20 protein-coding genes are annotated in these 22,195 nt (G+C 74.5%); 12 read left to right on the forward strand and 8 right to left on the reverse strand.

The genetic code is table 11. The features are described 5' to 3' along the window. Positions 1 to 66: 66 nt before the first annotated feature. Both ACZ6J5_RS22530 and ACZ6J5_RS22535 read right to left on the reverse strand, forming a co-directional pair. On the reverse strand, positions 67 to 1,038 hold the full coding sequence (locus ACZ6J5_RS22530) for an HhH-GPD family protein (RefSeq protein WP_469394141.1): 972 nt from the start codon (positions 1,036 to 1,038) through the stop codon (positions 67 to 69). Between the two features lie 33 nt (positions 1,039 to 1,071). Next, positions 1,072 to 1,734 (reverse strand): phosphatase PAP2 family protein, encoded by a 663-nt coding sequence (locus ACZ6J5_RS22535; protein WP_469394143.1) that lies wholly within the window; start codon positions 1,732 to 1,734, stop codon positions 1,072 to 1,074. A 222-nt stretch (positions 1,735 to 1,956) separates the two neighbouring features. Here ACZ6J5_RS22535 and ACZ6J5_RS22540 point away from each other — a divergent pair, with 222 nt between their 5' ends. Next, positions 1,957 to 2,787, forward strand: coding sequence for a hypothetical protein (locus ACZ6J5_RS22540; protein ID WP_469394145.1), 831 nt, complete (start codon positions 1,957 to 1,959; stop codon positions 2,785 to 2,787). Between the two features lie 188 nt (positions 2,788 to 2,975). Here ACZ6J5_RS22540 and disA read toward each other — a convergent pair whose 3' ends face one another. Both disA and radA read right to left on the reverse strand, forming a co-directional pair. After that, positions 2,976 to 4,061, reverse strand: a complete 1,086-nt coding sequence (disA, locus tag ACZ6J5_RS22545) for a DNA integrity scanning diadenylate cyclase DisA (protein ID WP_469394216.1) — start codon at positions 4,059 to 4,061, stop codon at positions 2,976 to 2,978. A gap of 199 nt (positions 4,062 to 4,260) precedes the next feature. Next, positions 4,261 to 5,658 carry a DNA repair protein RadA gene (gene radA / locus ACZ6J5_RS22550; RefSeq protein WP_469394147.1) on the reverse strand — a complete coding sequence of 466 codons (1,398 nt, stop codon included), beginning with the start codon at positions 5,656 to 5,658 and terminating at the stop codon, positions 4,261 to 4,263. Between the two features lie 250 nt (positions 5,659 to 5,908). On the opposite strand from radA, the gene ACZ6J5_RS22555 reads away from it, so the two are divergent. Beyond that, on the forward strand, positions 5,909 to 7,612 hold the full coding sequence (locus ACZ6J5_RS22555; RefSeq protein ID WP_469394149.1) for a BACON domain-containing protein: 1,704 nt from the start codon (positions 5,909 to 5,911) through the stop codon (positions 7,610 to 7,612). A 34-nt stretch (positions 7,613 to 7,646) separates the two neighbouring features. Here ACZ6J5_RS22555 and ACZ6J5_RS22560 read toward each other — a convergent pair whose 3' ends face one another. Continuing rightward, positions 7,647 to 8,429, reverse strand: a complete 783-nt coding sequence (locus ACZ6J5_RS22560) for a DUF3109 family protein (protein WP_362469697.1) — start codon at positions 8,427 to 8,429, stop codon at positions 7,647 to 7,649. A 131-nt stretch (positions 8,430 to 8,560) separates the two neighbouring features. Between ACZ6J5_RS22560 and ACZ6J5_RS22565 the strand changes: the two genes are divergently transcribed. From ACZ6J5_RS22565 to ilvD, 4 genes are all read left to right on the forward strand, one after another. Continuing rightward, positions 8,561 to 9,496: a Ppx/GppA family phosphatase gene (locus ACZ6J5_RS22565; RefSeq protein ID WP_469394151.1), complete on the forward strand. Its 936-nt coding sequence runs from the start codon at positions 8,561 to 8,563 to the stop codon at positions 9,494 to 9,496. Between the two features lie 86 nt (positions 9,497 to 9,582). Next, entirely contained in the window at positions 9,583 to 10,413 is an 831-nt protein-coding gene (locus ACZ6J5_RS22570; protein WP_362469137.1) for a sugar phosphate isomerase/epimerase family protein, read from the forward strand. Beyond that, the gene (locus tag ACZ6J5_RS22575) at positions 10,410 to 11,021 is read left to right on the forward strand and encodes a TetR/AcrR family transcriptional regulator (RefSeq protein ID WP_469394153.1); all 612 of its coding nucleotides are present in this window, start codon (positions 10,410 to 10,412) and stop codon (positions 11,019 to 11,021) included. Before ACZ6J5_RS22570 ends, ACZ6J5_RS22575 begins: the two co-directional genes overlap by 4 nt. 247 nt (positions 11,022 to 11,268) lie before the next feature. Beyond that, a complete protein-coding gene (ilvD, locus tag ACZ6J5_RS22580) occupies positions 11,269 to 13,122 on the forward strand; it encodes a dihydroxy-acid dehydratase (protein WP_469394155.1) in 1,854 nt (617 codons plus the stop codon). A 73-nt stretch (positions 13,123 to 13,195) separates the two neighbouring features. Here the strand turns inward: ilvD and ACZ6J5_RS22585 are convergent, their stop codons facing one another. Beyond that, entirely contained in the window at positions 13,196 to 15,334 is a 2,139-nt protein-coding gene (locus ACZ6J5_RS22585) for a protein kinase domain-containing protein (RefSeq protein WP_469394157.1), read from the reverse strand. 255 nt (positions 15,335 to 15,589) lie between these two features. Between ACZ6J5_RS22585 and ACZ6J5_RS22590 the strand changes: the two genes are divergently transcribed. The 5 genes from ACZ6J5_RS22590 (at position 15,590) to proC (ending at position 18,990) form a co-directional block, all read left to right on the forward strand. Further along, positions 15,590 to 15,865, forward strand: coding sequence for an SH3 domain-containing protein (locus ACZ6J5_RS22590; RefSeq protein ID WP_469394159.1), 276 nt, complete (start codon positions 15,590 to 15,592; stop codon positions 15,863 to 15,865). 87 nt (positions 15,866 to 15,952) lie between these two features. Beyond that, complete coding sequence (locus tag ACZ6J5_RS22595) at positions 15,953 to 16,453, forward strand: hypothetical protein (protein WP_469394218.1); 501 nt, start codon at positions 15,953 to 15,955, stop codon at positions 16,451 to 16,453. 101 nt (positions 16,454 to 16,554) lie between these two features. Further along, on the forward strand, positions 16,555 to 17,352 hold the full coding sequence (locus tag ACZ6J5_RS22600; RefSeq protein WP_469394161.1) for an ABC transporter ATP-binding protein: 798 nt from the start codon (positions 16,555 to 16,557) through the stop codon (positions 17,350 to 17,352). After that, positions 17,349 to 18,086: an ABC transporter permease gene (locus ACZ6J5_RS22605; protein WP_469394163.1), complete on the forward strand. Its 738-nt coding sequence runs from the start codon at positions 17,349 to 17,351 to the stop codon at positions 18,084 to 18,086. Before ACZ6J5_RS22600 ends, ACZ6J5_RS22605 begins: the two co-directional genes overlap by 4 nt. Before the next feature lie 94 nt (positions 18,087 to 18,180). Next, entirely contained in the window at positions 18,181 to 18,990 is an 810-nt protein-coding gene (gene proC / locus ACZ6J5_RS22610) for a pyrroline-5-carboxylate reductase (RefSeq protein ID WP_469394165.1), read from the forward strand. 1 nt (position 18,991) lies between these two features. Here the strand turns inward: proC and ACZ6J5_RS22615 are convergent, their stop codons facing one another. Further along, entirely contained in the window at positions 18,992 to 19,582 is a 591-nt protein-coding gene (locus tag ACZ6J5_RS22615; protein ID WP_469394220.1) for a cysteine hydrolase family protein, read from the reverse strand. 102 nt (positions 19,583 to 19,684) lie between these two features. On the opposite strand from ACZ6J5_RS22615, the gene ACZ6J5_RS22620 reads away from it, so the two are divergent. Beyond that, a complete protein-coding gene (locus ACZ6J5_RS22620) occupies positions 19,685 to 20,701 on the forward strand; it encodes a GlxA family transcriptional regulator (RefSeq protein ID WP_469394167.1) in 1,017 nt (338 codons plus the stop codon). Here ACZ6J5_RS22620 and trpS read toward each other — a convergent pair. Beyond that, a complete protein-coding gene (gene trpS / locus ACZ6J5_RS22625) occupies positions 20,668 to 21,666 on the reverse strand; it encodes a tryptophan--tRNA ligase (RefSeq protein ID WP_469394169.1) in 999 nt (332 codons plus the stop codon). The two genes, ACZ6J5_RS22620 and trpS, sit on opposite strands and share 34 nt — an antisense overlap. Between the last annotated feature and the right edge of the window lie 529 nt (positions 21,667 to 22,195).

Genomic DNA, 22,195 nt, shown 5'->3' on the forward strand with positions numbered 1-22,195 from the left:
CGGCGGACGCACGGCTGCCCATCGGTTGTGTAACAGGGCCCGGACGGGGGTAAAGGAGGGGGCCGGTCAGGACAGCGGGAGCCGGTAGCGGCCGTTCGCGAGGGGTTCGACGAGTCCGTCGGCGACGAGTCCGTCGAGGGCGCGGGCCCGCTGTACGGGTTCGTCCCAGACCGCGTCGAGCTCGGCCTGGGCGACCGGGTCGACGGCCTCGCGGAGCACGGCGAGCAGCTTGCCGCGGACCTGCCGGTCGGTGCCCGCGTAGGTCTGGCCGCGGCGCGGCGGGCCGTCGTGGGCGGGCTTGCCGGCCAGCCGCCAGGCGCAGCGGTCGGCGAGCGGGCAGCGCCCGCAGTCCTCGTTCTTCGCGGTGCAGACGAGGGCGCCGAGCTCCATGGAGGCGGCGGCCCAGCGGGCGGCGGTCGGCTCGTCGTCGGGGAGCAGGGCGCGGGCGAGCCGGCGTTCGGCGGCGGTGGTGGCGTTCGGCGGGTACTGCACGCCGGTCGCCGCCCGGGCGAAGACCCGGCGCACGTTGGTGTCGAGGACGGCGTGCCGCTGCCCGTACGCGAAGGAGGCCACCGCGGCGGCCGTGTACTCGCCGATCCCGGGCAGCGCGAGGAGCTGGGCATGGTCGCTGGGGACGTCGCCGCCGTGCCGTTCCGTTATGGCGACGGCCGCCGCGTGCAGCCGCAGGGCGCGGCGCGGGTAGCCGAGCCGGCCCCAGGCGCGGACGGCCTCTCCGGGGGCGTCGGCGGCCAGGTCGGCGGGGCGCGGCCAGCGCGCCAGCCACTGCTCGTAGACGGGCAGCACCCGCACGACGGGCGTCTGCTGGAGCATGAACTCGCTGACCATCACGCCCCACGCCCCGGCCTCGGGGCGGCGCCAGGGCAGGTCGCGGGCGTGCCGGTCGAACCAGGCGAGGACGGGCCCGTGCAGCCGGGCCGGGGCCTCGGGCGGGCCGGGCGTGCCGGGGGTGCCGGGGGTGGCGGAAGCGGCGGGCGCGGCGGCGGAGGTCCCGGGGGAACCGGGGGGCGTCGAAGTCATGGCACCCCCGATCCTGGCACGTCCGCCGGAGGATCAGTACGCGCCGTGGCGTGCGCCCCTGGGGCGCGTGGAGGCGTGTGCGGGGAGCCCGCGCCCCGCACACCACACCACCGCGCCGTTGCGGCTGGCGCGGGCGGCCGCGACGACGGAGGCGGCGGGCCGCTTGGCGGCCTTCATGACGAGGAAGGCGACGGCGGCGCCGACGAGCAGGCCCACGGTCACGTCGTGCGGGTAGTGGACGCCGACGAAGACCCGGGAGAAGGCCATGAGCAGGGCCATCGGCGCGGTCAGCCAGACGATGCCGCGCCAGGACACGGCGAGGGCGACGGCGGCGGCGCCCGCGATGGCCGCGTGGTTGCTGGGGAAGGACCAGTCCCCGTGCGGCGGGCAGGCGACCAGGGAGGCGGGCGCCCCGGCGACGGCCCGGCACGGGCGCTCCTCGTTCACCAGCGACTTCAGGCCCTCGCTCACCACGTAGCCGAAGGCGGTCGCGAGCGGGGCGAGCAGCGCGAGCGCCATCGCCGCGTCGGAGCTCCGGCGGGACCGCCACCAGCCGGCGGCGAACAGCACCCCGAAGAGCAGCAGCCCGAGCTCCGTCCACACCTCGGCCACGGACTGGAACCAGTGCGGGGTGGAGTGGGCGAAGTCCGTGATGTCGAGATACAGGCCGTCGGAGAGGGAAGACAGGTTGTCCATGGTCATCGACGGTAACCGGGATCCGGAGCTCCACGCTCCACACCAAGGGCCAGGACCGCCCTGGACGAAAGTAAGGGGTGCGGTGAGAAGCCCGTCAGAGCGGTACGAACGGGGGCGTCCGACGGTTCCTGTCCGCGCCGGGATGTGATCATCGGCAAAACTTGGGGCCCGGGGCGGCGGGTGGGGCGGGAACGGGCCCTGATCTCTCGTAAGGTTCGTGGCGTGGGATCACTGCGCAATCCGGTCGGGCCGCTTCCCTCCTCCATCTACTGGCGTCGGAGGGCCGTGGCGCTGTGCCTGGTCGCCCTCCTCGCGCTGATCGCCCTATGGGCCGTCACCTCCGGTGGTGGGCAAGGGAAGAAGCCGAGCGACTCCGCCAACGGCTCTTCTCCGGCGCCCTCGATCACCCCCGGGCCCTCCGGCAGCGGCCCGGCGATCGACCAACGGCCCGGCGGCCGAGACGAGTCGGGCAGCGGCTCGGGCGGCGCGGGCGGTGACACGGCGGGCGCGGACGCGGGGACGAGCGCGGGCACCGGCGCGGGTACGGCCGCGGGGGCCGCGACCGGCGGCAAGAACGGCGACACCGACGGCGCCGGCGGCGACGGCGGCGCGGGCAACGGCGCGGGACAGCGGGTTCCGGCCGATTCCCCGCTGCCGAACTGCGCTCCCGGAGACCTGCAGTTGACCCTGCGCAGCACCAAGGTCAGCTACGAGGCCGGCGAGAAGCCCCGCTTCCTGCTGGTCGTCAAGAACACCTCGGCGACCGCCTGCAAGGCCGATCTCGGGCCGTCGAACGCGGTGTTGACGATCAGTGACACCAAGAGCACCGACGTGTGGTCCTCGAAGGACTGCCCGCGCCCGGCCGGCCCGCTGCTGCTGAAGCTTCCCGCGCGGGCGACGATCACGCACACCGTGGAGTGGGACCGGGGGCGCAGCGCCCCGAACTGCGCGACCGCCCCGGCGGGCCCGGTCGGTCCGGGCACCTACCTGGTGGAGGCGGCGATGCCGGGTGTGAAGGTGCTCCCGGCCTCCTTCACGCTGGCCAAGGACTGACGGGCCGCCGGGACCGGGCGGTACGGAAACGGGCGGTACGGAAACGGGCGGTACGGAAACGGGCGGTACGGAAACGGGCGGTACGGAAACGGCGGGGCGCACCGAGAGCGGTGCGCCCCGCCGTTTCGCGGTACGGGTCCGGACAAGGGTCCGGGTCCGGTCCCGGCGGCCTGCCGGGACGACAGGTCCTAGACGTACCGCTCCAGGATCGAGGACTCCGCGAGCCGGGACAGGCCCTCGCGGACGCTGCGGGCGCGGGCCTCGCCGACGCCGTCCACGGCCTGGAGGTCGTCCACGCTCGCCGCGAGCAGCTTCTGCAGCCCGCCGAAGTGCTCCACCAGCCGCTCGATGATCGCGCCGGGCAGCCGCGGCACCTTGGCGAGCAGCCGGTAGCCGCGCGGCGAGACCGCCGAGTCCAGCGTCTCGGGGGAGCCGGTGTAGCCGAGGGCCCGCGCCACGATGGGCAGTTCGAGCAGCTCGGGGTGGGTCAGGGCGTCGAGCTCGGTGAGCGCCTCGGCGACCGTCCGGGAACGCTGGGGGCCCCTCCCGGAGGCAGCTCTGGGGGAGGTCGGCTCGGGCACGTAGTCCCGGACGACCAGCTCGCGCTCGGGCTCGACGCCCGCGATCAGCTCGTCGAGCTGGAGCGAGAGCAGCCGGCCGTCCGTGCCGAGCTCCACCACGTATTCGGCGATCTCGGTGGCGATCCGGCGGACCATCTCCAGGCGCTGGGCGACGGCGGTGACGTCGCGGACGGTCACCAGGTCCTCGATCTCCAGCGCGGAGAGCGTGCCGGCGACCTCGTCGAGCCGGAGCTTGTACCGCTCCAGGGTGGCCAGCGCCTGGTTCGCGCGGGACAGGATCGCCGCCGACTCCTCCAGGACGCGGCGCTCCCCGTTGACGTACAGGGCGATCAGGCGCATGGACTGGGAGACCGAGACGACGGGGAAGCCGCACTGCTTGGAGACCCGGTCGGCGGTGCGGTGCCGGGTGCCGGTCTCCTCGGTGTGGATCGACGCGTCGGGGACCAGCTGCACACCGGCCCGCAGGATCTTGGAGATGTCCTTGTCGAGGACGATCGCCCCGTCGAGCTTGCACAGCTCGCGCAGCCGGGTCGCGGTGAAGTCGACGTCGATGACGAAACCGCCGGTGCACATGGACTCGACGGTCTTGTCCATGCCGAGGACGATCAGGCCGCCGGTGTTGCCCCGGAGGATGCGCTCCAGACCGTCACGCAGGGCGGTGCCGGGGGCGACGGCGCTGAGCGACGCACGCATCAGTGCCTCGTTGTCCTTGGCTGCCACTGCACTCCTCCGGCTCGTACGGATGGGCGAGACCAGGGCAAAGTCTAGCGACACCGCCCCGGCGCCCTCCGCCGCGCGCCGGGGACCCGGCCGAGACCCCGGCCGTGACCCGGCCTGTACGGGGCCCGTACGGGGCCGGTGCGGGGCCGGGACGGCGTCCGCCGCCGGCCGCTCAGCCCTGCTCGGGCGTACCGGCGCGGCGGCTGCGCGGCAGCACCCGCAGGGCGTCCCCCATGTCGGCGACCTCGGTCACCTTCATGCCGGCCGGGACCTTGCCGGGGTCGGCCGGGACCAGGGCGTGGGTGAAGCCCAGGCGGTGCGCCTCGGCGAGCCGGCGCTGCACGCCGGTGACCCGGCGGACCTCGCCCGCGAGGCCGACCTCGCCGATCGCCACCAGGTTCTTCGGCAGCGGGGTGTCGCTGGCGGCGGAGGCCAGCGCGAGGGCGACGGCCAGGTCGGCGGCGGGCTCGGAGAGCTTCACGCCGCCGACGGTCGCGCAGTAGATGTCCCGCTTGCCGAGCGCGCTGATCCGGCCCCGCTGCTCCAGGACGGCCAGCATCATCGAGACCCGGGAGGTCTCCAGGCCCGAGGTGGTGCGGCGCGGCGAGGGGATCTGGGAGTCGACGGTCAGCGCCTGGACCTCGGCGACCAGCGGCCGGCGGCCCTCCAGGGTGACCGTGAGGCAGGTGCCGGGCACGGCGACGTCCCGGCGGGTCAGGAAGAGGCCGGAGGGGTCGGCGAGGCCGGTGATGCCCTCGTCGTGCAGCTCGAAGCAGCCGACCTCGTCGGTCGCCCCGTATCTGTTCTTCACGCCGCGGACCAGGCGGAGCCGGGCGTGCCGGTCGCCCTCGAAGTGGAGCACCACGTCGACCAGGTGCTCCAGCAGGCGGGGGCCCGCGATGGCGCCGTCCTTGGTGACGTGGCCGACGAGCAGGGAGGACATGCCCCGCTCCTTGGACGCCCGGATGAGCGCCCCGGCGACCTCGCGGACCTGGGCCATGCCGCCGGGGGCGCCGTCGATCTCGGGGGAGGCGACGGTCTGCACCGAGTCCATGATCAGCAGCGAGGGCTTGACCTCGTCCAGGTGGCCGAGGACGGCGGAGAGGTCGGTCTCGGCCGCCAGATAGAGATGGTCGCTGAGCGCGTTGATCCGGTCGGCGCGCAGCCGGACCTGGCTCGCGGACTCCTCGCCCGTCACGTACAGCGTGCGGTGCTCCTCGCTCGCGGCCTTGGCGGCGACGTCGAGCAGCAGGGTGGACTTGCCGACGCCGGGCTCCCCGGCGAGCAGCACGACGGCCCCGGGCACGAGCCCGCCGCCGAGCACCCGGTCCAGCTCGTCGACGCCGGTACTGCGGGCGGTCGCCTGCCGGACGTCGACCTGCGCGATCGGCAGCGCGGAGGTGGACACCCGCCCGGCGGCGGTGGTCCGCACGGCGGGCGCGCCGTACTCCTCGACCGTGCCCCAGGCCTGGCATTCGGGGCAGCGGCCGAGCCACTTGGCCGTCTGCCAGCCGCACTCGGTGCAGCGGTAGGACGGCCGGTCCTTGGCGGATTTCGTACGGGCAGCCATGCGCACCACCGTATCGGCCGCCACCGACAACGGGCCGGGCCCGGCGGGGAGACCGGTGGGGAGACCGGTGTGTGGGGACCGGTGGGCAGACCGGTCGGGGCGCCCTGACGGGAGACCGGATGGGAGACCGGACGGGAAACCGGATGGAGAACCGGATTCGTGTCCCCCTTCGAGCGATAGCTTCACCCGTACGGATTAAAAGTGTGCAAGCGGTACGAAGAGCCCCCGCCCCGCTGCCTACGGTCGCCCAGTGACGAGCAGCAGGCCGGATTCCCCCGCCCGACCCACCGACGGCCCCCGCACCCTCGGCCGGCGCCCGCCCGCGCGCTACGAGGAGTACCTGGACGGCCTGTTCACCTACTGCCTCTCGGTGCTCTGCGACCACGACACCGCCACCGCCGTCCTCGGCGACGTCCTCGCCATCGCCGAACGCCACCACGGCCGCCGCCCGTCCGACGAGGGCGGGCGCCGCGCCTGGCTCTACGCGCTGGCCCGCTGGGCCTGCCTGCGCACCCTCGGCGAGCAGCGGGGCCGCCGCCAGGGCGCCCACACCGGGCGGCCCGCGGTCGCCGCCGCCGCCCCGCCCCGGGTGTCGCCCGAGCTCGCCGAGCGCCGCCGGCTCGAACTGGCCGCGCTCGCCTGGCCCGAGGCCGCCGGCACCACCCCCGAGCAGCGCGAGGCCCTGGAGCTCGCCGTCCGGCACGGACTGGGCCACCCGGAGCTCGCCGCCGTGCTCACCCTGGACCCGGTCGCCGCCCGCGAGCTGCTCTCCTCCGCCGCCTGCGAGGTCGAGCGCACCCGGGCCGCGCTCGCCGTCGTCGAGACCGGCGACTGCCCCACCGTGGCGGGCCTCACCGGCGACCACCAGGTGCTGCTCTCCGCCGCCCTGCGCGCCGAGCTGGTCCGGCACGTCGACGACTGCCCGCGCTGCCGCCGGGCCGCCGAGCGGGCGGGCGCGGGCGGGCCGTGGCCGGGCGCGGCGGCGGGCCGCGCGGGCCGGCTCCCGCTCGTCGAGGCGCCCCGGGCCGCCGCGTACGTGGCGATGCTGCACGTGCCGCGCGCGCGGGCCGGCTCCCCCCGGTTCGGGCCGACCGGCTTCCCCATGGATCCCAAGGACCACGCGGCCCGCCGCGACCGGATGCGCGCGCGGGCCGTCACCACCACGGTCGTCGCCGCCGTCGTCGCCGCCCCCGTGCTGGCGCTGTGGGCCTCCTACCGGGGCACCCCGGAGCTGGGGGAGGGCCAGGACGGGGCCAGGATCAGCGCGCGCGAGGCCGACGAGCCGGGCGGCCCGCGAGGCGCGGGCGCCGGGCGCCCCTACGAGCGCTACGAGAACGCGGGCAACGCCCGCACCACCCCCGACCCCCGCTTCACGCGCGGCAGCCGCTCCCCGGACGTCTCCGTCGAGGTGATCAGCCCCGGCGCGCCCGTCGCCCCGACGCTGCCCGGACAGCCGGCGCCCGGGCGGATCACCGTCGCCGCGCGCGGCAGCGGGTCGACGACGCTGCTGACCCTCGCCAACGAGGGCGGCTCGCCCGCCGTCTGGTCGCTCTGGTCGGACGCCCCCTGGCTGTACGTGAGCCAGGCGTCCGGCACGCTGCGGCCCGGCGAGTCGCTCACGGTCCGGATCACCGTCGACCGCTCGCGCGAACCCGCCGGGGCGTGGAGCGCGCGGGTGGGCGTCGACCCCTCGGGCGCGGTGCTGCGCATCGACGGCTACGGGGCGGTGCCGCCGAGCCCGGCGGGCCCGGGGACCCCGACGACGCAGCCGACGACGGAGCCGACGACCCAGCCGACGGCCGGGCCCACGACGGCGCCGCCGACCTCGGAGCCCACGACGGAGCCGACCGGCCAGCCGCCGACCACCGAGCCGACGACGGAGCCCACGCCCACGCCGACCGCCTCGGACGGCGGGACCCCGAGCCAGGACCCGGGCTCCTCGCCCCCGCAGTGACGCGCGCGGGGCGGTGCGGGGCGGTGCCGGGCGGTTACGCCGGGTCGGCCGGGTGCGGGGCGACCAGCGGCAGCTGGGAGGCCAGCCGCGCCTCGCACAGCCCGACCAGGACCTCGTACGCCGCCTCGCCCATCATCTCGACGAGCTCGGGGCGGTAGGAGACGTAGACCGGCGCGGCGCCCACGTGCGCGGAGCTCGCCGTCGTGCAGTACCAGTGCAGGTCGTGGCCGCCGGGGCCCCAGCCGCGCCGGTCGTACTCGCCGATCGACACCTGGAGGACCTTGCTGTCGTCCGGGCGCTCGATCCAGTCGTACGTCCGGCGCACCGGAAGCTGCCAGCACACGTCCGGCTTGGTCTCCAGCGGCTCCAGGCCCTCCTTGACGGCCAGGATGTGCAGCGAGCAGCCGGCGCCGCCGGCGAAGCCGGGCCGGTTCTGGAAGACGCACGAGCCCTGCCAGCGGCGGGTCTGCCGGTCGCCGTCCTCGTCGAGCTGCACCCAGCCCGTCTCCGTGCCGACGTCGTGGAACTGCCACAGCTCGGGCGTCAGCCGGGCCACGTACCCCGCGACCCGCTTCTCGTCGTCCTCGTCGGAGAAGTGCGCGCCGAGCGTGCAGCAGCCGTCGTCCGCGCGGCCCTCCTGGATGCCCTGGCAGCCGTTGCCGAAGATGCAGGTCCAGCGGGAGGTGAGCCAGGTCAGGTCGCAGCGGTAGACCTGCTCGTCGTCCTCCGGGTCGGGGAACTCCACCCAGGCGCGCGGGAAGTCCAGCCCCTTCTCGTCGGGCTCGGCGGCCTTGGCGCGCTTCTTCCCGACCTTCACGGACCTGGCCGCGTGCGCGGCCCGTACGGCCTTCGCGGCGCTCTCGTCGCCGGTGGCCTTGCCCGGCTTCGCCTTTTTCGTCTTTGGCACGGAGCCAAGCGTATGCGGGTGCGCGCAGTAGCGTTCCGTCCATGAGACTCGGAGTCCTCGACGTCGGTTCGAACACAGTGCACCTGCTCGTGGTGGACGCCCACCCCGGCGCCCGCCCGCTGCCCGCCCACTCCCACAAGGCCGAGCTGCGCCTGGCCGAGCTCCTCGACGAGCGCGGCGCGATCGCGGACGCGGGGGTCGAGCGGCTCGTCGCCACGGTCCGCGACGCGCTCGTCGCCGCCGAGGACAAGGGCTGCGAGGAGGTGCTGCCGTTCGCGACCTCGGCGGTGCGCGAGGCCAGCAACGCCGACGAGGTGCTCGCCCGGGTCGAGGCCGAGACCGGGATCGCGCTCCAGGTCCTCAGCGGCGAGGAGGAGGCCCGGCTGACCTTCCTCGCGGCCCGCCGCTGGTTCGGCTGGTCCGCGGGCAAGCTGTTCCTCCTGGACATCGGCGGCGGCTCCCTGGAGGTCGCCTTCGGCATCGACGAGGAGCCCGACACGGCGGTCTCCCTGCCGCTCGGCGCGGGCCGCCTCACAGCGGGCTGGCTGCCCGGCGATCCGGCGGACCCGGCCGACGTGAAGGCGCTGCGCCGCCATGCGCGGGCGCAGATCGCGCGGACGGTCGGCGAGTTCAGCCGCTTCGGGCGCCCCGACCACGTGGTGGCCACCTCCAAGACCTTCAAGCAGCTGGCCCGGATCGCCGGCGCCCCCGGCTCGGGCTTCGGCCTGTACGTGCAGCGGACGCTGTCCCGCAAGGCGCTGGAGGAGTGGGTGCCCCGGCTGGCGGCGATGTCCGTCGGCGAGCGCGCGGCCCTCCCCGGCGTCTCCGAGGGCCGGGCCGCCCAGCTCCTGGCGGGCGCCCTGGTCGCCGAGGGCGCGATGGACCTGTTCGGCGTCGAGGAGCTGGAGATCTGCCCCTGGGCGCTGCGCGAGGGCGTCATCCTGCGCCGCCTGGACCACCTGCCGGACGCGCCGTAGGGCTCCCCGGCGGACCGGGGGGCCAAGGGCCGGAGGGTGACCGGAACCACCCCCCGGTCCTCAGGCCCGCCCCGTACCCTGTCTCCGTGGCAGAACCAGCGGTGCGCGTCCCGGATGCGAAGGTCGCCCTGTCGACGGCCTCGGTCTATCCGGAGTCGACGGCGACGGCCTTCGAGGTCGCCGCGCGCCTCGGGTACGACGGGGTCGAGGTCATGGTGTGGACCGACCCGGTCAGCCAGGACATCGAGGCGCTGCGGCGCCTGTCGGACTATCACCAGGTCCCGATCCTGGCCGTGCACGCCCCCTGTCTGCTCATCACCCAGCGGGTCTGGTCCACCGACCCGTGGGTCAAGCTCCAGCGCGCGCGGGCCGCGGCGGAGAAGCTGGGCGCCTCGACGGTCGTCGTGCACCCGCCGTTCCGCTGGCAGCGCCAGTACGCGCGGGACTTCGTCACCGGCATCTGGCGGATGGCCGAGGAGACCGACGTCCGCTTCGCCGTCGAGAACATGTACCCGTGGCGGTACAAGGACCGCGAGATGCTCGCTTACGCCCCCGAGTGGGACGTCACCAAGGACGACTACCGGCACTTCACCGTGGACCTCTCGCACACCGCGACCGCCCGCGCGGACGCCCTCGCCATGGTGGACCGGATGGGCGACCGGCTCGGCCACGTGCACCTCGCCGACGGGCGCGGCTCCGCCAAGGACGAGCACCTGGTCCCGGGGCGCGGCACCCAGCCGTGCGCGGAGCTCCTGGAGGGGCTGGCCCGCTCCGGCTTCGACGGACACGTCGTCATCGAGGTCAACACCCGCCGCGCGATGTCCTCCGCCGAACGGGAGGCCGACCTCGCCGAGGCGCTGGCCTTCACCCGGCTGCACCTGGCCGCCGCCCGCACCCGCGAGGCCCCGCGCCCGTGACGGAGCCGTCCCCCCGGCGGCGCGGCCGCCCGTCCCGTACGTCCGCCGACGCCCTCCCGGGCGCGCGCGAGCGGATCCTGGCGGCGGCGCGGACCCAGTTCGCCGAGCGGGGCTACGACAAGACCTCCGTGCGCGGGATCGCCAAGGAGGCGGGTGTCGACCCGGCGCTGGTGCACCACTACTTCGGGACGAAGGACGAGGTCTTCGCGTCGGCGATCGAGGTCTCCTTCGAGCCGGCGACGGCGGTCCGCGAGGTCCTCGGCGGTCCGCGCGAGGCGATCGGCGAGCGGCTGGCCCGCTTCTTCCTCTCGGTCTGGGAGAACCCGGCGACCCGCGCCCCGCTGCTGGCGGTGGTCCGCTCGGCGCTGACCCACGAGGCGGCGGCGAAGGTGCTGCGCGGCTTCGTGCTGCGGCGGCTCCTGGAGCGGATCGCCGCCGACCTGGACGTACCCGGTCCCGAACTGCGCGCGGAGCTGGCGGCCTCGCACATGATCGGGATCGCGATCCTGCGGTACGTGATCCGGGTGGAGCCGCTGGCCTCGGCGGACCCGGAGGAGATCGTGGCCCAGGTGGCCCCGACGCTCCAGCGGTATCTGACGGCGCCGTGAGGGCCCGCGTTCGACGGGGCCGTAAGGGCCGCGGCGACGGCGCCGTGAGGGCCCGCGACGGGGGCGTGCGGGTCCGCGGCGACGGGTCGCGAGAGCCCGCGGCGACGGGTCGTGAGGGCCCCGCCGGCTCGGCGCCGCCGCCCGCCCACTGAACCGCCGTCCCATATTCCGGACCCCGTGTCCAGATCTTGGAGCCGGGGCGTACGCTCGACTGCAAGCACACCCGTCACCGGAGGAGCGAGCGACGATGCCCGAGCTGAGGTCCCGCACAGTCACCCACGGCCGCAACATGGCGGGCGCCCGCGCCCTTATGCGCGCCTCCGGGGTACCGGGCGCCGACATCGGCCGGAAGCCGATCATCGCCGTCGCGAACTCCTTCACCGAGTTCGTGCCCGGCCACACCCACCTCCAGCCGGTGGGCCGGATCGTCTCCGAGGCCATCACCGCCGCCGGCGGCATCGCCCGCGAGTTCAACACGATCGCCGTCGACGACGGCATCGCCATGGGCCATGGCGGGATGCTCTACAGCCTGCCCTCCCGCGACCTGATCGCCGACAGCGTGGAGTACATGGTCGAGGCGCACTGCGCCGACGCCCTGATCTGCATCTCCAACTGCGACAAGATCACCCCCGGGATGCTGATGGCCGCCCTGCGCCTCAACATCCCCACGGTCTTCGTCTCCGGCGGCCCGATGGAGTCCGGCCGGGCGACCCTCGTCGACGGCACGGTCCGCACCCTCGACCTGGTCGACGCGATCTCCGAGGCCGTCAACGACAAGGTCTCCGACGAGGACATCCTCCGCATCGAGGAGAACGCCTGTCCGACCTGCGGGTCCTGTTCCGGCATGTTCACCGCCAACTCGATGAACTGCCTGACCGAGGCCATCGGCCTCTCCCTCCCGGGCAACGGCTCCGTCCTCGCCACCCACACCGCCCGCCGCGCCCTCTACGAGAACGCGGCCCGCACGGTCGTCGACATCACCCGTCGCTACTACGACGAGGACGACGCCTCCGTCCTGCCGCGCAACATCGCCACCCGCGCGGCCTTCGAGAACGCCATGGCCCTCGACATCGCCATGGGCGGCTCCACCAACACGATCCTGCACCTGCTGGCCGCCGCCCAGGAGGCCGAGCTGGAGTACGGCCTGAGCGACATGGACGAGGTCTCGCGCCGGGTGCCCTGCCTGGCCAAGGTCGCGCCGAACGTCGCCCCGCGCGGGACGTACTACATGGAGGACGTGCACCGCGCGGGCGGCATCCCGGCGATCCTCGGCGAGCTCTACCGCGCGGGGCTGCTGAACGAGGACGTCCACGCGGTCCACTCCCGCTCCATCAAGGAGTGGCTGGACGCCTGGGACGTGCGCGGCGGCGCCGCGTCCGAGGAGGCCGTCGAGCTGTTCCACGCGGCCCCCGGCTGCGTCCGCTCCGCCGAGGCGTTCTCGCAGTCCGAGCGCTGGGACAGCCTCGACGTGGACGCGGCCGCCGGCTGCATCCGCGACGCGGCCCACGCGTACTCCAAGGACGGCGGCCTCGCCGTGCTGCGCGGCAACATCGCCGTCGACGGCGCCGTCGTGAAGACGGCCGGCGTCGACGAGTCGATCTGGACCTTCGAGGGCCCGGCGGTCGTCTGCGAGTCCCAGGAGGAGGCCGTCGAGAAGATCCTCAACAAGCGGATCACGGACGGCGACGTCGTCGTCATCCGCTACGAGGGCCCCAAGGGCGGCCCCGGTATGCAGGAGATGCTCTACCCGACCTCCTTCCTCAAGGGCCGCGGCCTGGGCAAGACCTGTGCCCTGGTGACGGACGGGCGCTTCTCCGGCGGCACCTCGGGCCTGTCCATCGGCCACGCCTCCCCGGAGGCGGCCTCGGGCGGCACGATCGCCCTGGTCGAGGACGGCGACCGGATCCGCATCGACATCCCGAACCGCTCGATCGACCTCCTGGTCGACGAGGAGACGCTGGCCGCCCGCCGCGCGGCGATGAACGGCGTGTACGCGCCGAAGAACCGCGAGCGCAAGGTCACCGCGGCGCTGCGCGCGTACGCGGCGATGGCGACGAGCGCCGACAAGGGCGCCGTCCGGGACGTGTCGAAGCTCGGCTGAACGGCCCGTACGGGCAGGTGAGGAAGGGCGGGACCCCGACGGGGTCCCGCCCTTCCTCACGTCCCGGGGGACGTCACCAGGTCGCCGGGTCCCTGGCGTCGACGGCGAAGACCGACCCGTCGGGCGCGGTCGCGAACACCCGGTCCCCGGCGGCGACCGGCGCCGGCACCGAGGGGGCGTAGGTGAGGCGCCCGTCGCGCAGCCGGGGCGCGGTGGTGCCGAGGAGCGTCCCGCGCGCGGTGTCGACGGCGAGCAGCCGCCCGTCGGACGAGGACAGGTACAGCCGGCGCCCGTCGGCGTCGAGGACCGGCGGGGAGACGTTCGACGTGCCGGTCTCCTGCTCCCACAGCACCCGCCCGCGCGCGGCGGAGGTGTCGAGGGCGGTGAGCCGTCCGTTCGGGCTCAGCAGGTAGCCGGTGTCGCCGTGCAGGACCAGGTACGGCTCGTTGACGACGTACGGCAGCGGCACCCGCCGCTCGGTCCGGGCCGCCGGGTCGTAGCGGACCAGGGCGTCGGCACGTCCGGTCCGGTCGGCGGAGAGCAGCACGACGGTGCCGCCGGGGGCGGTGCCGACGGCGGTGAGCATCCCGGTCAGCCGCTGCTGCCAGACGATCTGGCCGGTGCGCGGCCGGATGGCGGTCACGCGCGTGTGGGCGCCTTCGGCGAGCGTCTCGTAGACGGTGAGCAGGCCGGTGGCGGCGTCGTACGGGCCGGGCACCGGGTAGGTGTGGCCGGGCAGCGGGCGGTGCCACAGCTCGCGTCCGGTGGCGCCGTCGAGGCCGCGCAGGGTGGCGCTGCCGTTGGAGAGGACCAGGGCGTCGCCGGCCGGGAGGAAGCGTTCGGGGCGGGCGGCGGCCTTCCGCCGCCAGCCGGGGGTGCCGTCGGCGGGCGCGTAGGTCCGCAGCTCGCCGGTGGCGGTGGCGGCGGCGAGCGGGCCGCCGGTGAGCGGCGCCGGGGCCTCCGGGCCGATCTGCCCGGCCGGGCCGGGCCGCGACCAGGCGACGGCGCCGGTGGCGGGGTCGAGGCGCGCGGCGGAGACCCCTCGGCCCGCGCAGTACAGGGCGCCCGAGGCGTGCGCGCAGGACGGTGCCGAGGGCTCGCCGCCCTTCCACAGGACGGTCCGCCAGCCGCTGAACGACTCGGCGACCTCGGCCGGGTGCCGGGGTGCCGGGGGCGCGTCGCGCTGGGCGAGGACGACGGCGGTGCCGCCCGAGGCGAGCAGCAGCGCGGTGCCGAGCGCGAGCGGCAGCCCCCGCCGGCGCCGGCGGCGCGGGGGAGCGGGGGCGCGGACGGGCGTCTCGGCGTCCCAGGAGGGCGCCGGTCCTGCCGGGCGGGGCGCGGGGGCGGCCGGCCGGCGCTGGGCCGGTATGAAGGCGGCGGCGTCGTACGAGGGGGGCTTGAGGGCCGCCATGATCTCGGCGGGCCCGGGCCGCTCGGCGGGCTCCTTGGCGAGGCAGCGGGCGACCAGCGGGGCGAGCTCCTCGGGGACGCCGCTGAGGTCGGGCTCGTCGTGGACGACCTGGTAGGCCACGATGTACGGGCTGTCCGAGTCGAAGGGGCCGTGTCCGGTGGCCGCGTGCACCAGGACCGAGCCGAGGGCGAAGACGTCGGCGGCGGGCCCGACCTCGCGCGGGCGCTGGAACTGCTCGGGCGCCATGAAGGGCGGCGAGCCGATCAGCTTGCCGGTCTCGGTGCGCAGGTCGCTGTCGACGGGCCGGGAGATCCCGAAGTCGATGACCTTGGGGCCCGAGTCGGTGAGCAGGACGTTGCTGGGCTTGAGGTCCCGGTGCACGACTCCCGCGCGGTGGATGTCGCGGAGCGCCTCGGCGAGCCCGGCGGTGAGCCGGCGCAGCTCGGCGGGGGACAGCGGGCCGCTCCGCTTGACCTGGTCGGCGAGGGTGGGCCCGGGGACGTAGAGGGTCGCCATCCAGGGGCGTACGTCGTCGGGGTCGGCGTCCACGACGGGCGCGGTGAAGGCGCCGCTGACCCGCCGCGCGGCGGCGACCTCCTGGCGGAAACGCGCCCTGAACTCGGGGTCCTCCGCGTACTGTGCGTGCACCACCTTGACCGCGAGGCGCAGCCCGGAGGCGGAGGTGGCGAGGTGGACCACGCCCATGCCGCCGGCGCCGAGAGTGGCTTGGAGCCGGTATTCGCCCGCGTACTCGGGCCCTTCCGCTTCCCGGTCCGCGCCGGTACTGCGCAACGGCGGCATCGCCGACCCCCGTGGGTTGCCCGTCCGAATCGCGCGCGTGCGCGACGCACGGAGCCTAGTCGATGGTGCGGCCGATGTCGGTGGGGCTTGCTAGCCTGCGCGTCGCGGAGAGTGAATCTCAGTGGAACGCTTTCGCGTCAGTCCGTGTCGGTCAGCGTTTCTCAGCCTTTGCCAGCGTTTGTCAATGCTCGTAAGTGTTTCTCGGCATTCGTCAACGATTGTCCGCTTCAAAGACTTCAACGGGGGAGTCCTGCGATGAGCACCGAATCGGCCACGGCCGCCACCACCCGCTACGCGATCGCGCCGGGCAGCCGGCTCAACGTCCGCTCGGGCCCGGGCACCCAGTATCCGGTGGTCCGCTCGCTGGCGGCGGGCAGCACGGTGGCGATCTACTGCCAGTGCCCGGGCACCTGGGTCACCGGCCCGTACGGCACCACCAACATCTGGGACAACATCGCGCCGGGCGAGTACGCCTCGGACGCGTACGTCCACACCGGCAGCGACGGCTACGTGGCCCGCCGCTGCGGCTAGGGCCTGTCGCGGGCCCGTCCGGCTTTCGCCCCTCCCGGGACAAGAGGGGCGAAAGCCCTCACCGGTTTCGGTGCCCCGCCGGGGATAATCGATTCCGTGAGCGATGAGAACCGCACCCCCGCCGGACCCCAGCCCGAGGCGATCCGCTTCTTCGGTACGAGCTGGGTCGACCACAGCGACGGCTACGCGCTGCGCCGCGCCGGCCTCGCCGCCGGCGCCCTGCTCGCCGCCGCCGCGGGCGGCTTCCTGCTGCGCTTCGGCTATCAGGGCCTGGTGATCGCCGAGGTCGGCGGCCTGCTCAACGCGCTGGTCATCGTCATGTTCTCGGTCTGCAGCGCGATCGCGTTCCGCAAGGCCTGGGAGGGCTTCGGCCGCCGCCCCGCCGACCAGGCGCGCGAGGACTCGCTGCGCTCCCTGAAGGCCATCGGCTTCATCGGCGGCCTCCTCGCGTACGCCATCCGCTGCCTCACCGAGGCGCCCGGCGAGAAGCTGCGCCGCACGGAGTACGAGGAGGCCGTGGCCCGCTTCGACAAGCGCCGCGCCCGGACCGCGGGCAACCCGTCCGCCCGCAAGCGCAAGAACAAGTAGCCGCCTGCTCCCGCTCCTGCTCCCGCTCGGCCCGGTTCGGCCCGGTTCGGCTCCGCCCCGCCACTAGCCAAGCGGGCGGAGCCGGGCGCATTATTCATCGCATGATGAATAAGTCGGCCGGCGCGATCACCGCCTCCGGCCTCACCGTCACCCGGGGCGACCGCACCGTCCTGCGCGGCCTCGACTTCACCGTCCCGCCCGGCCGCATCACCGGCCTCCTCGGCCCCTCCGGCTGCGGCAAGACCACCCTCATGCGCGCCGTCGTCGGCACCCAGGCCAAGGTCGGCGGCACCCTCGACGTCCTCGGCCGCCCCGCCGGCGACCCCGCCCTGCGCTCCCGCATCGGCTACGTCACCCAGGCCCCCTCCGTCTACGACGACCTCACCGTCCGGCAGAACCTCGACTACTTCGCCGCCGTCCTCCTGCCCGGCCGCGCCCACCGCGCCGACCGCCGCGCCGCCGTCGACCGGACCCTCGCCGACGTCGCCCTCACCCGCCACGCCGACGCCCTCGCCGGACGCCTCTCCGGCGGCCAGCGCAGCCGCGTCTCGCTCGCCGTCGCCCTCCTCGGCACGCCGGAGCTCCTCGTCCTCGACGAACCCACCGTCGGCCTCGACCCCGTCCTCCGCCGCGACCTGTGGGAGCTCTTCCACCACATCGCCGCCGACCGGGGCACCACGATCCTGGTCTCCTCCCACGTCATGGACGAGGCCGAACGCTGCCACCGCCTGCTCCTCCTGCGCGAGGGCGAACTCCTCGCCGAGGACACCCCCGAGGCCCTCCGCCGCCGCGACGACACCGCCACCGTCGAAGAGGCGTTCCTCCGCCTCGTGGACGCGGCGACGGCCCGCGCGGCAGCCGCCACCACCCCCGCAGCCCCCGAGGAGCCCCGCTCATGAGCGCCGCCCGCACCCTCGCCACCGCCGCCCGCGTCCTGCGGCAGCTCCGCCACGACCCGCGCTCGATCGCCCTGATGCTCCTCGTGCCCTGCGTGATGCTCTTCCTGCTCCGCTACGTCTTCGACGGCAGCCCGCAGACGTTCGACGGCATCGGCGCCTCGCTCCTCGGCATCTTCCCGCTCATCACCATGTTCCTGGTGACCTCCATCGCCACCCTGCGCGAACGCACCTCCGGCACCCTCGAACGCCTCCTCGCCATGCCCCTCGGCAAGGGCGACCTCATCGGCGGCTACGCCCTCGCCTTCGGCCTCGTCGCCGTCGTCCAGTCGCTCCTCGCCACCGGCCTCGCCGTCTGGTTCCTCGGCCTCGACGTCGTCGGCTCCCCCTGGCTGCTGCTCCTGGTCGCCCTCCTCGACGCCCTCCTCGGCACCGCCCTCGGCCTCTTCGTCTCGGCCTTCGCCGCCTCCGAGTTCCAGGCCGTCCAGTTCATGCCGGCCGTGATCTTCCCCCAGCTCCTGCTCTGCGGCCTGTTCACCCCGCGCGACCGCATGGCCCCCGCCCTCGAAGCGCTCTCGGACGTGCTCCCCATGTCGTACGCCGTCGACGGCATGAACCAGGTCCTGCACCACACCGACGTCACCGGCGCCTTCGTCCGCGACGCCCTGATCGTCGCCGGCTGCGCCCTGCTCGTCCTCGGCCTCGGCGCCGCCACCCTCCGCCGCCGCACCGCGTGACCGCCCCTCGGACAGCGGCCGCACCACCCCGGGCCACGGTGCGAGGATGTCCCGCAGACGCACCCACAGGCCCTTCCGGCGAGGTGAAAGACCCATGACCCAGACCGTCGCAGTCCTCGGCACCGGCAAGATCGGCGAGGCACTCCTCAGCGGGATGATCCGCGCCGGCTGGCGCCCCGCCAACCTCCTGGTCACCACCCGCCGCACCGAACGCGCCGAGGAGCTCCACGCCCGCTACGGCGTCGAGGCCGTCGGCAACGCCGACGCCGCCAAGCGCGCCGACATCCTCATCCTCGCCGTGAAGCCCCAGGACATGGGCCGCCTCCTCGACGAGCTCGCCCCGCACGTCGCCGCCGACCGACTGGTCATCAGCGCCGCCGCCGGCATCCCCACCGCCTTCATCGAAGAGCGCCTCGCCACCGGCACCCCGGTCGTCCGGGTCATGCCGAACACCCCCGTCGTCGTCGACGAGGGCATGTCCGTGATCTCCGCCGGCAGCCACGCCACCCACGCCCACCTCGTGCACACCGAGGAGATCTTCGGCGGTGTCGGCAAGACCCTCCGCGTCCCCGAGTCGCAGCAGGACGCCGCCACCGCCCTCTCCGGCTCCGGCCCGGCGTACTTCTACTACCTCGTCGAGGCCATGACCGACGCCGGCATCCTCCTCGGACTGCCCCGCGCCCAGGCCCACGACCTCATCGTCCAGGCCGCCATCGGCGCCGCCGTCATGCTCCGCGACAGCGGCGAGCACCCGGTCAAGCTCCGCGAGGCCGTCACCTCCCCGGCCGGCACCACCATCAGCGCCATCCGCGAGCTGGAGAACCACGGCGTACGGGCCGCCCTGATCGCCGCCCTGGAGGCGGCCCGCGACCGCAGCCGCGAGCTCGCCTCCGGCAACGGCTGAGCTACCGCGCCGACGTGCCGGCGAGCACGTCCTCCGTACTCACGACCCGGGCGAAGCCCCCGCCGTGCAGCGACACCGCCGTCGCCCGGGTCAGCTCCTCCGCCGTCGCCGTCCAGCCGAACGGCCCGGCCAGGTCGAACGTGTGCATCGCGTCCAGCGCGAACACCACGTCGTACCCCAGGTTCCCGCCCATGCGCGCGGTCGTCTCGTTGCACATGTTCGTCTGGATCCCGACGACCACGATCTGCGCGACGTCCTCCCCGGTCAGCCACACGTCGAGCGACGGCTGCCCGTAGAACGCCGAGTTCACGACCTTCGTCACCAGCAGCTCCCGGCCCCGCCCCTTCCCCCGCCGCTCCTCGACGAAGTCCTTGAAGGCGTTGCCCGCACTCCCCGCCGCCAGCGGCGAACCGGACTGCACCGAGTCGTGCCGCACGAACACCACCGGCCGCCCCGTCTCCTGCCACCGGTCGATCAGGGCCGCGATGTTCCCCTCCGCGTCCGGATTGTCCCGCCGCCCCCAGAACCCCTCGTCCTCGAAGCCCTTCTGCACGTCGACGACGACCAGCGCCGCGTTCGCCTCGATCTCCACGCTCTCCGTGCCCACGATGCTCTCCATGCCCACGATCCTGGCCCGCCCCGCCTCCCCGCCCCAGAGGCGGAAAAGCCAGCGACCGATGGTTAACTGCCAGCCATGCCAGCCATGCCGCCCGCATCGCGGCCCCAGCGCGTCGCCCTCCTCGCCTTCCCCGGCATCCGCGCCTTCGACGTCTCCGTCATCACCGAGGTCTGGGGCACCGACCGCACCGCCCGAGGCGTCCCGCCCTTCGCCCTGCACCGCCCCGCCGCCGACCCGGCCACCCCCGTCCCCCTGAGCGGCGGCCTCAGCCTCACCCCCGACCGCCCCCTCGACTGGCTCACCACCCTCACCCCCGCCGACCTCGTCGTCGTCCCCGGCATCGAGGACCCGCACGCCGACCTCCCGGCCCCCGTCCTCGACGCCCTGCGCCACGCCCACGCCGGCGGCGTCCCCGTCGCCGCCCTCTGCGCCGGCGCCTTCGTCCTCGCCCGCGCCGGCCTCCTCGACGGCCGCCGCGCCGTCACCCACTGGCAGCTCGCCCCCGAGCTCGCCGCCCGCCACCCCGCCGTGCGGGTCGAACCCGAAGCCCTCCACGTCGAGGACACCGGCGTCTGGACCTCCGCCGGCACCGCCGCCGGCATCGACCTCTGCCTCCACCTCGTCCGCACCGCCCACGGCGCCGAGACCGCCGCCACCATCGCCCGCTCCATGGTCACCGCGCCCTTCCGCACCGGCACCCAGGCCCAGTTCATCGAGCACCCCACCCCGCGCGCCGACCGCGACGCCGACGCCCTCGCCGCCGTCCGCGCCCACGCCCTCGCCCACCTGGACCAGCCCCACACCGTCGCGAGCCTCGCCGCCCGCGCCGGCATGTCCCCCCGCTCCTTCGCCCGCCACTTCCAGGCCACCACCGGCACCACCCCGCTGCGCTGGCTCATCGGCCGCCGGGTCGCCGCCGCCCAGAAGCTCCTCGAACGCACCGACCACCCCCTCCCCGAGGTGGCCCGCCGCGCGGGCTTCGGCAGCGAGGTCACCATGCGCCAGCACTTCGCCGCGCACCTCGGCACCAGCCCGCGCGACTACCGCGCCGCCTTCCGTCACCCGGCCGGCAGCAGCCCCACCGCCCGGTAGGCCGCGTCGACCACGGGCCGCGCCATCCCCCGCGCCCGCTCGGCCCCCGCCCGCAGCACCCCGTCGACGTACCCGGGATCCGCCGCCAGCTCGGCGTGCCGCTCCCGCACCGGCCGCAGCAGCTCCACGACCGCCTCCGCCGTGTCCTTCTTCAGCGCCCCGTACGAGTCGTACGCCCCGGCCAGCGCGGCCGGATCGGCGCCCGTCGCCGCGGCCAGCAGATCCAGCAGGTTCGCCACCCCCGGACCGGCCTCCCGGTCGTAGACGACCTCCCGCCCGCTGTCCGTCACGGCCCGCAGCACCTTCCGCCGCACCGCCTCGGGCTCGTCGAGCAGATAGACGATCCCGGACCCGCTGTCATGCGACTTCCCCATCTTCGAAGTGGGGTCCTGCAGGTCCATGACTCGCGCGGCCACCACCGGATGCGTCGCCTTCGGCACGGTGAACACCTGCCCGTACCGCTGGTTGAACCGCACCGCCAGATCCCGCGTCAGCTCCACGTGCTGCGTCTGGTCCTCACCCACCGGCACCTCGTCGGTCCCGTACGCGAGGATGTCCGCCGCCATCAGAGCCGGATACGTCAGCAAGGACAGCCGCACGCTCTGCCCGGCCTCCCGCGCCCGCACGCTCTTCTCCTTGTACTGGACCATCCGCCGCATCTCGCCGTCGGTGGCCGTGCACTCCATCAGATACGAGAGCCGCGCGTGCTCGTCCACATGACTCTGTACGAAGAGGGTGCAGCGCTCGGGATCGAGCCCCGAGGCGAGCAGCAGCGTCGCCGCCTGCCTGCTGAGCCGCCGCACCCGCGCGGGATCGTGCTCCACGGTCAGCGCGTGCAGGTCCACCACGCTGAACAGCGCGTCCGCCCGGTGCTGGTCCACCTCGACCCACCGGCGCACGGCCCCGAGGTAGTTGCCCAGCGTCAGGTGCCCGGTCGGCTTGATCCCACTGAAGATCCGCGTCATCGCGTCCGTCTCCCTACTCTCTGTTCTCCGGAGTGCCGCCGGCCCCGGGGGCCCGCACCCCCGGAGGAGGGGGAAACGCGAACGGCCGCCGAGGGCGGCGGCCGTCTGTCTGCATACGCGAGGTCGGGCCGCCGGTCAGGCGGCCCACCACTGGGTGGTGCGCGTATGCGAGGTCATACGCAGAGGGTACGCCCGAGGCCCCGGGTTGACACGGGATTACCCGGTCCGTAGTGTTCTCCGAGTTGTCCGACGTGAGCACCGACCCCGGTCGGCCCCGGACAGCGATTCCGCAAGAAACACGAGAGCACCAGACGGTGTCGATTCGTCGACCCCGCCACGGTTGTTTTCCGTGCGCTTTTGCGAAATCAGGAATCCGCGTTCGAAGGATTGAGCGCGAGCCGCCCGATTAGCGTCGGGGGCAAGGAATCCGCTAAAGTCTCACTCGTCGGAACGGCCCAACAGCCGGAAAGACAAACCCCGCTGACTGGGAGTCAGGCCCGAAAGGATCTGATAGAGTCGGAACCGCCGG

The organism is Streptomyces sp. NPDC042100, from assembly GCF_055582325.1.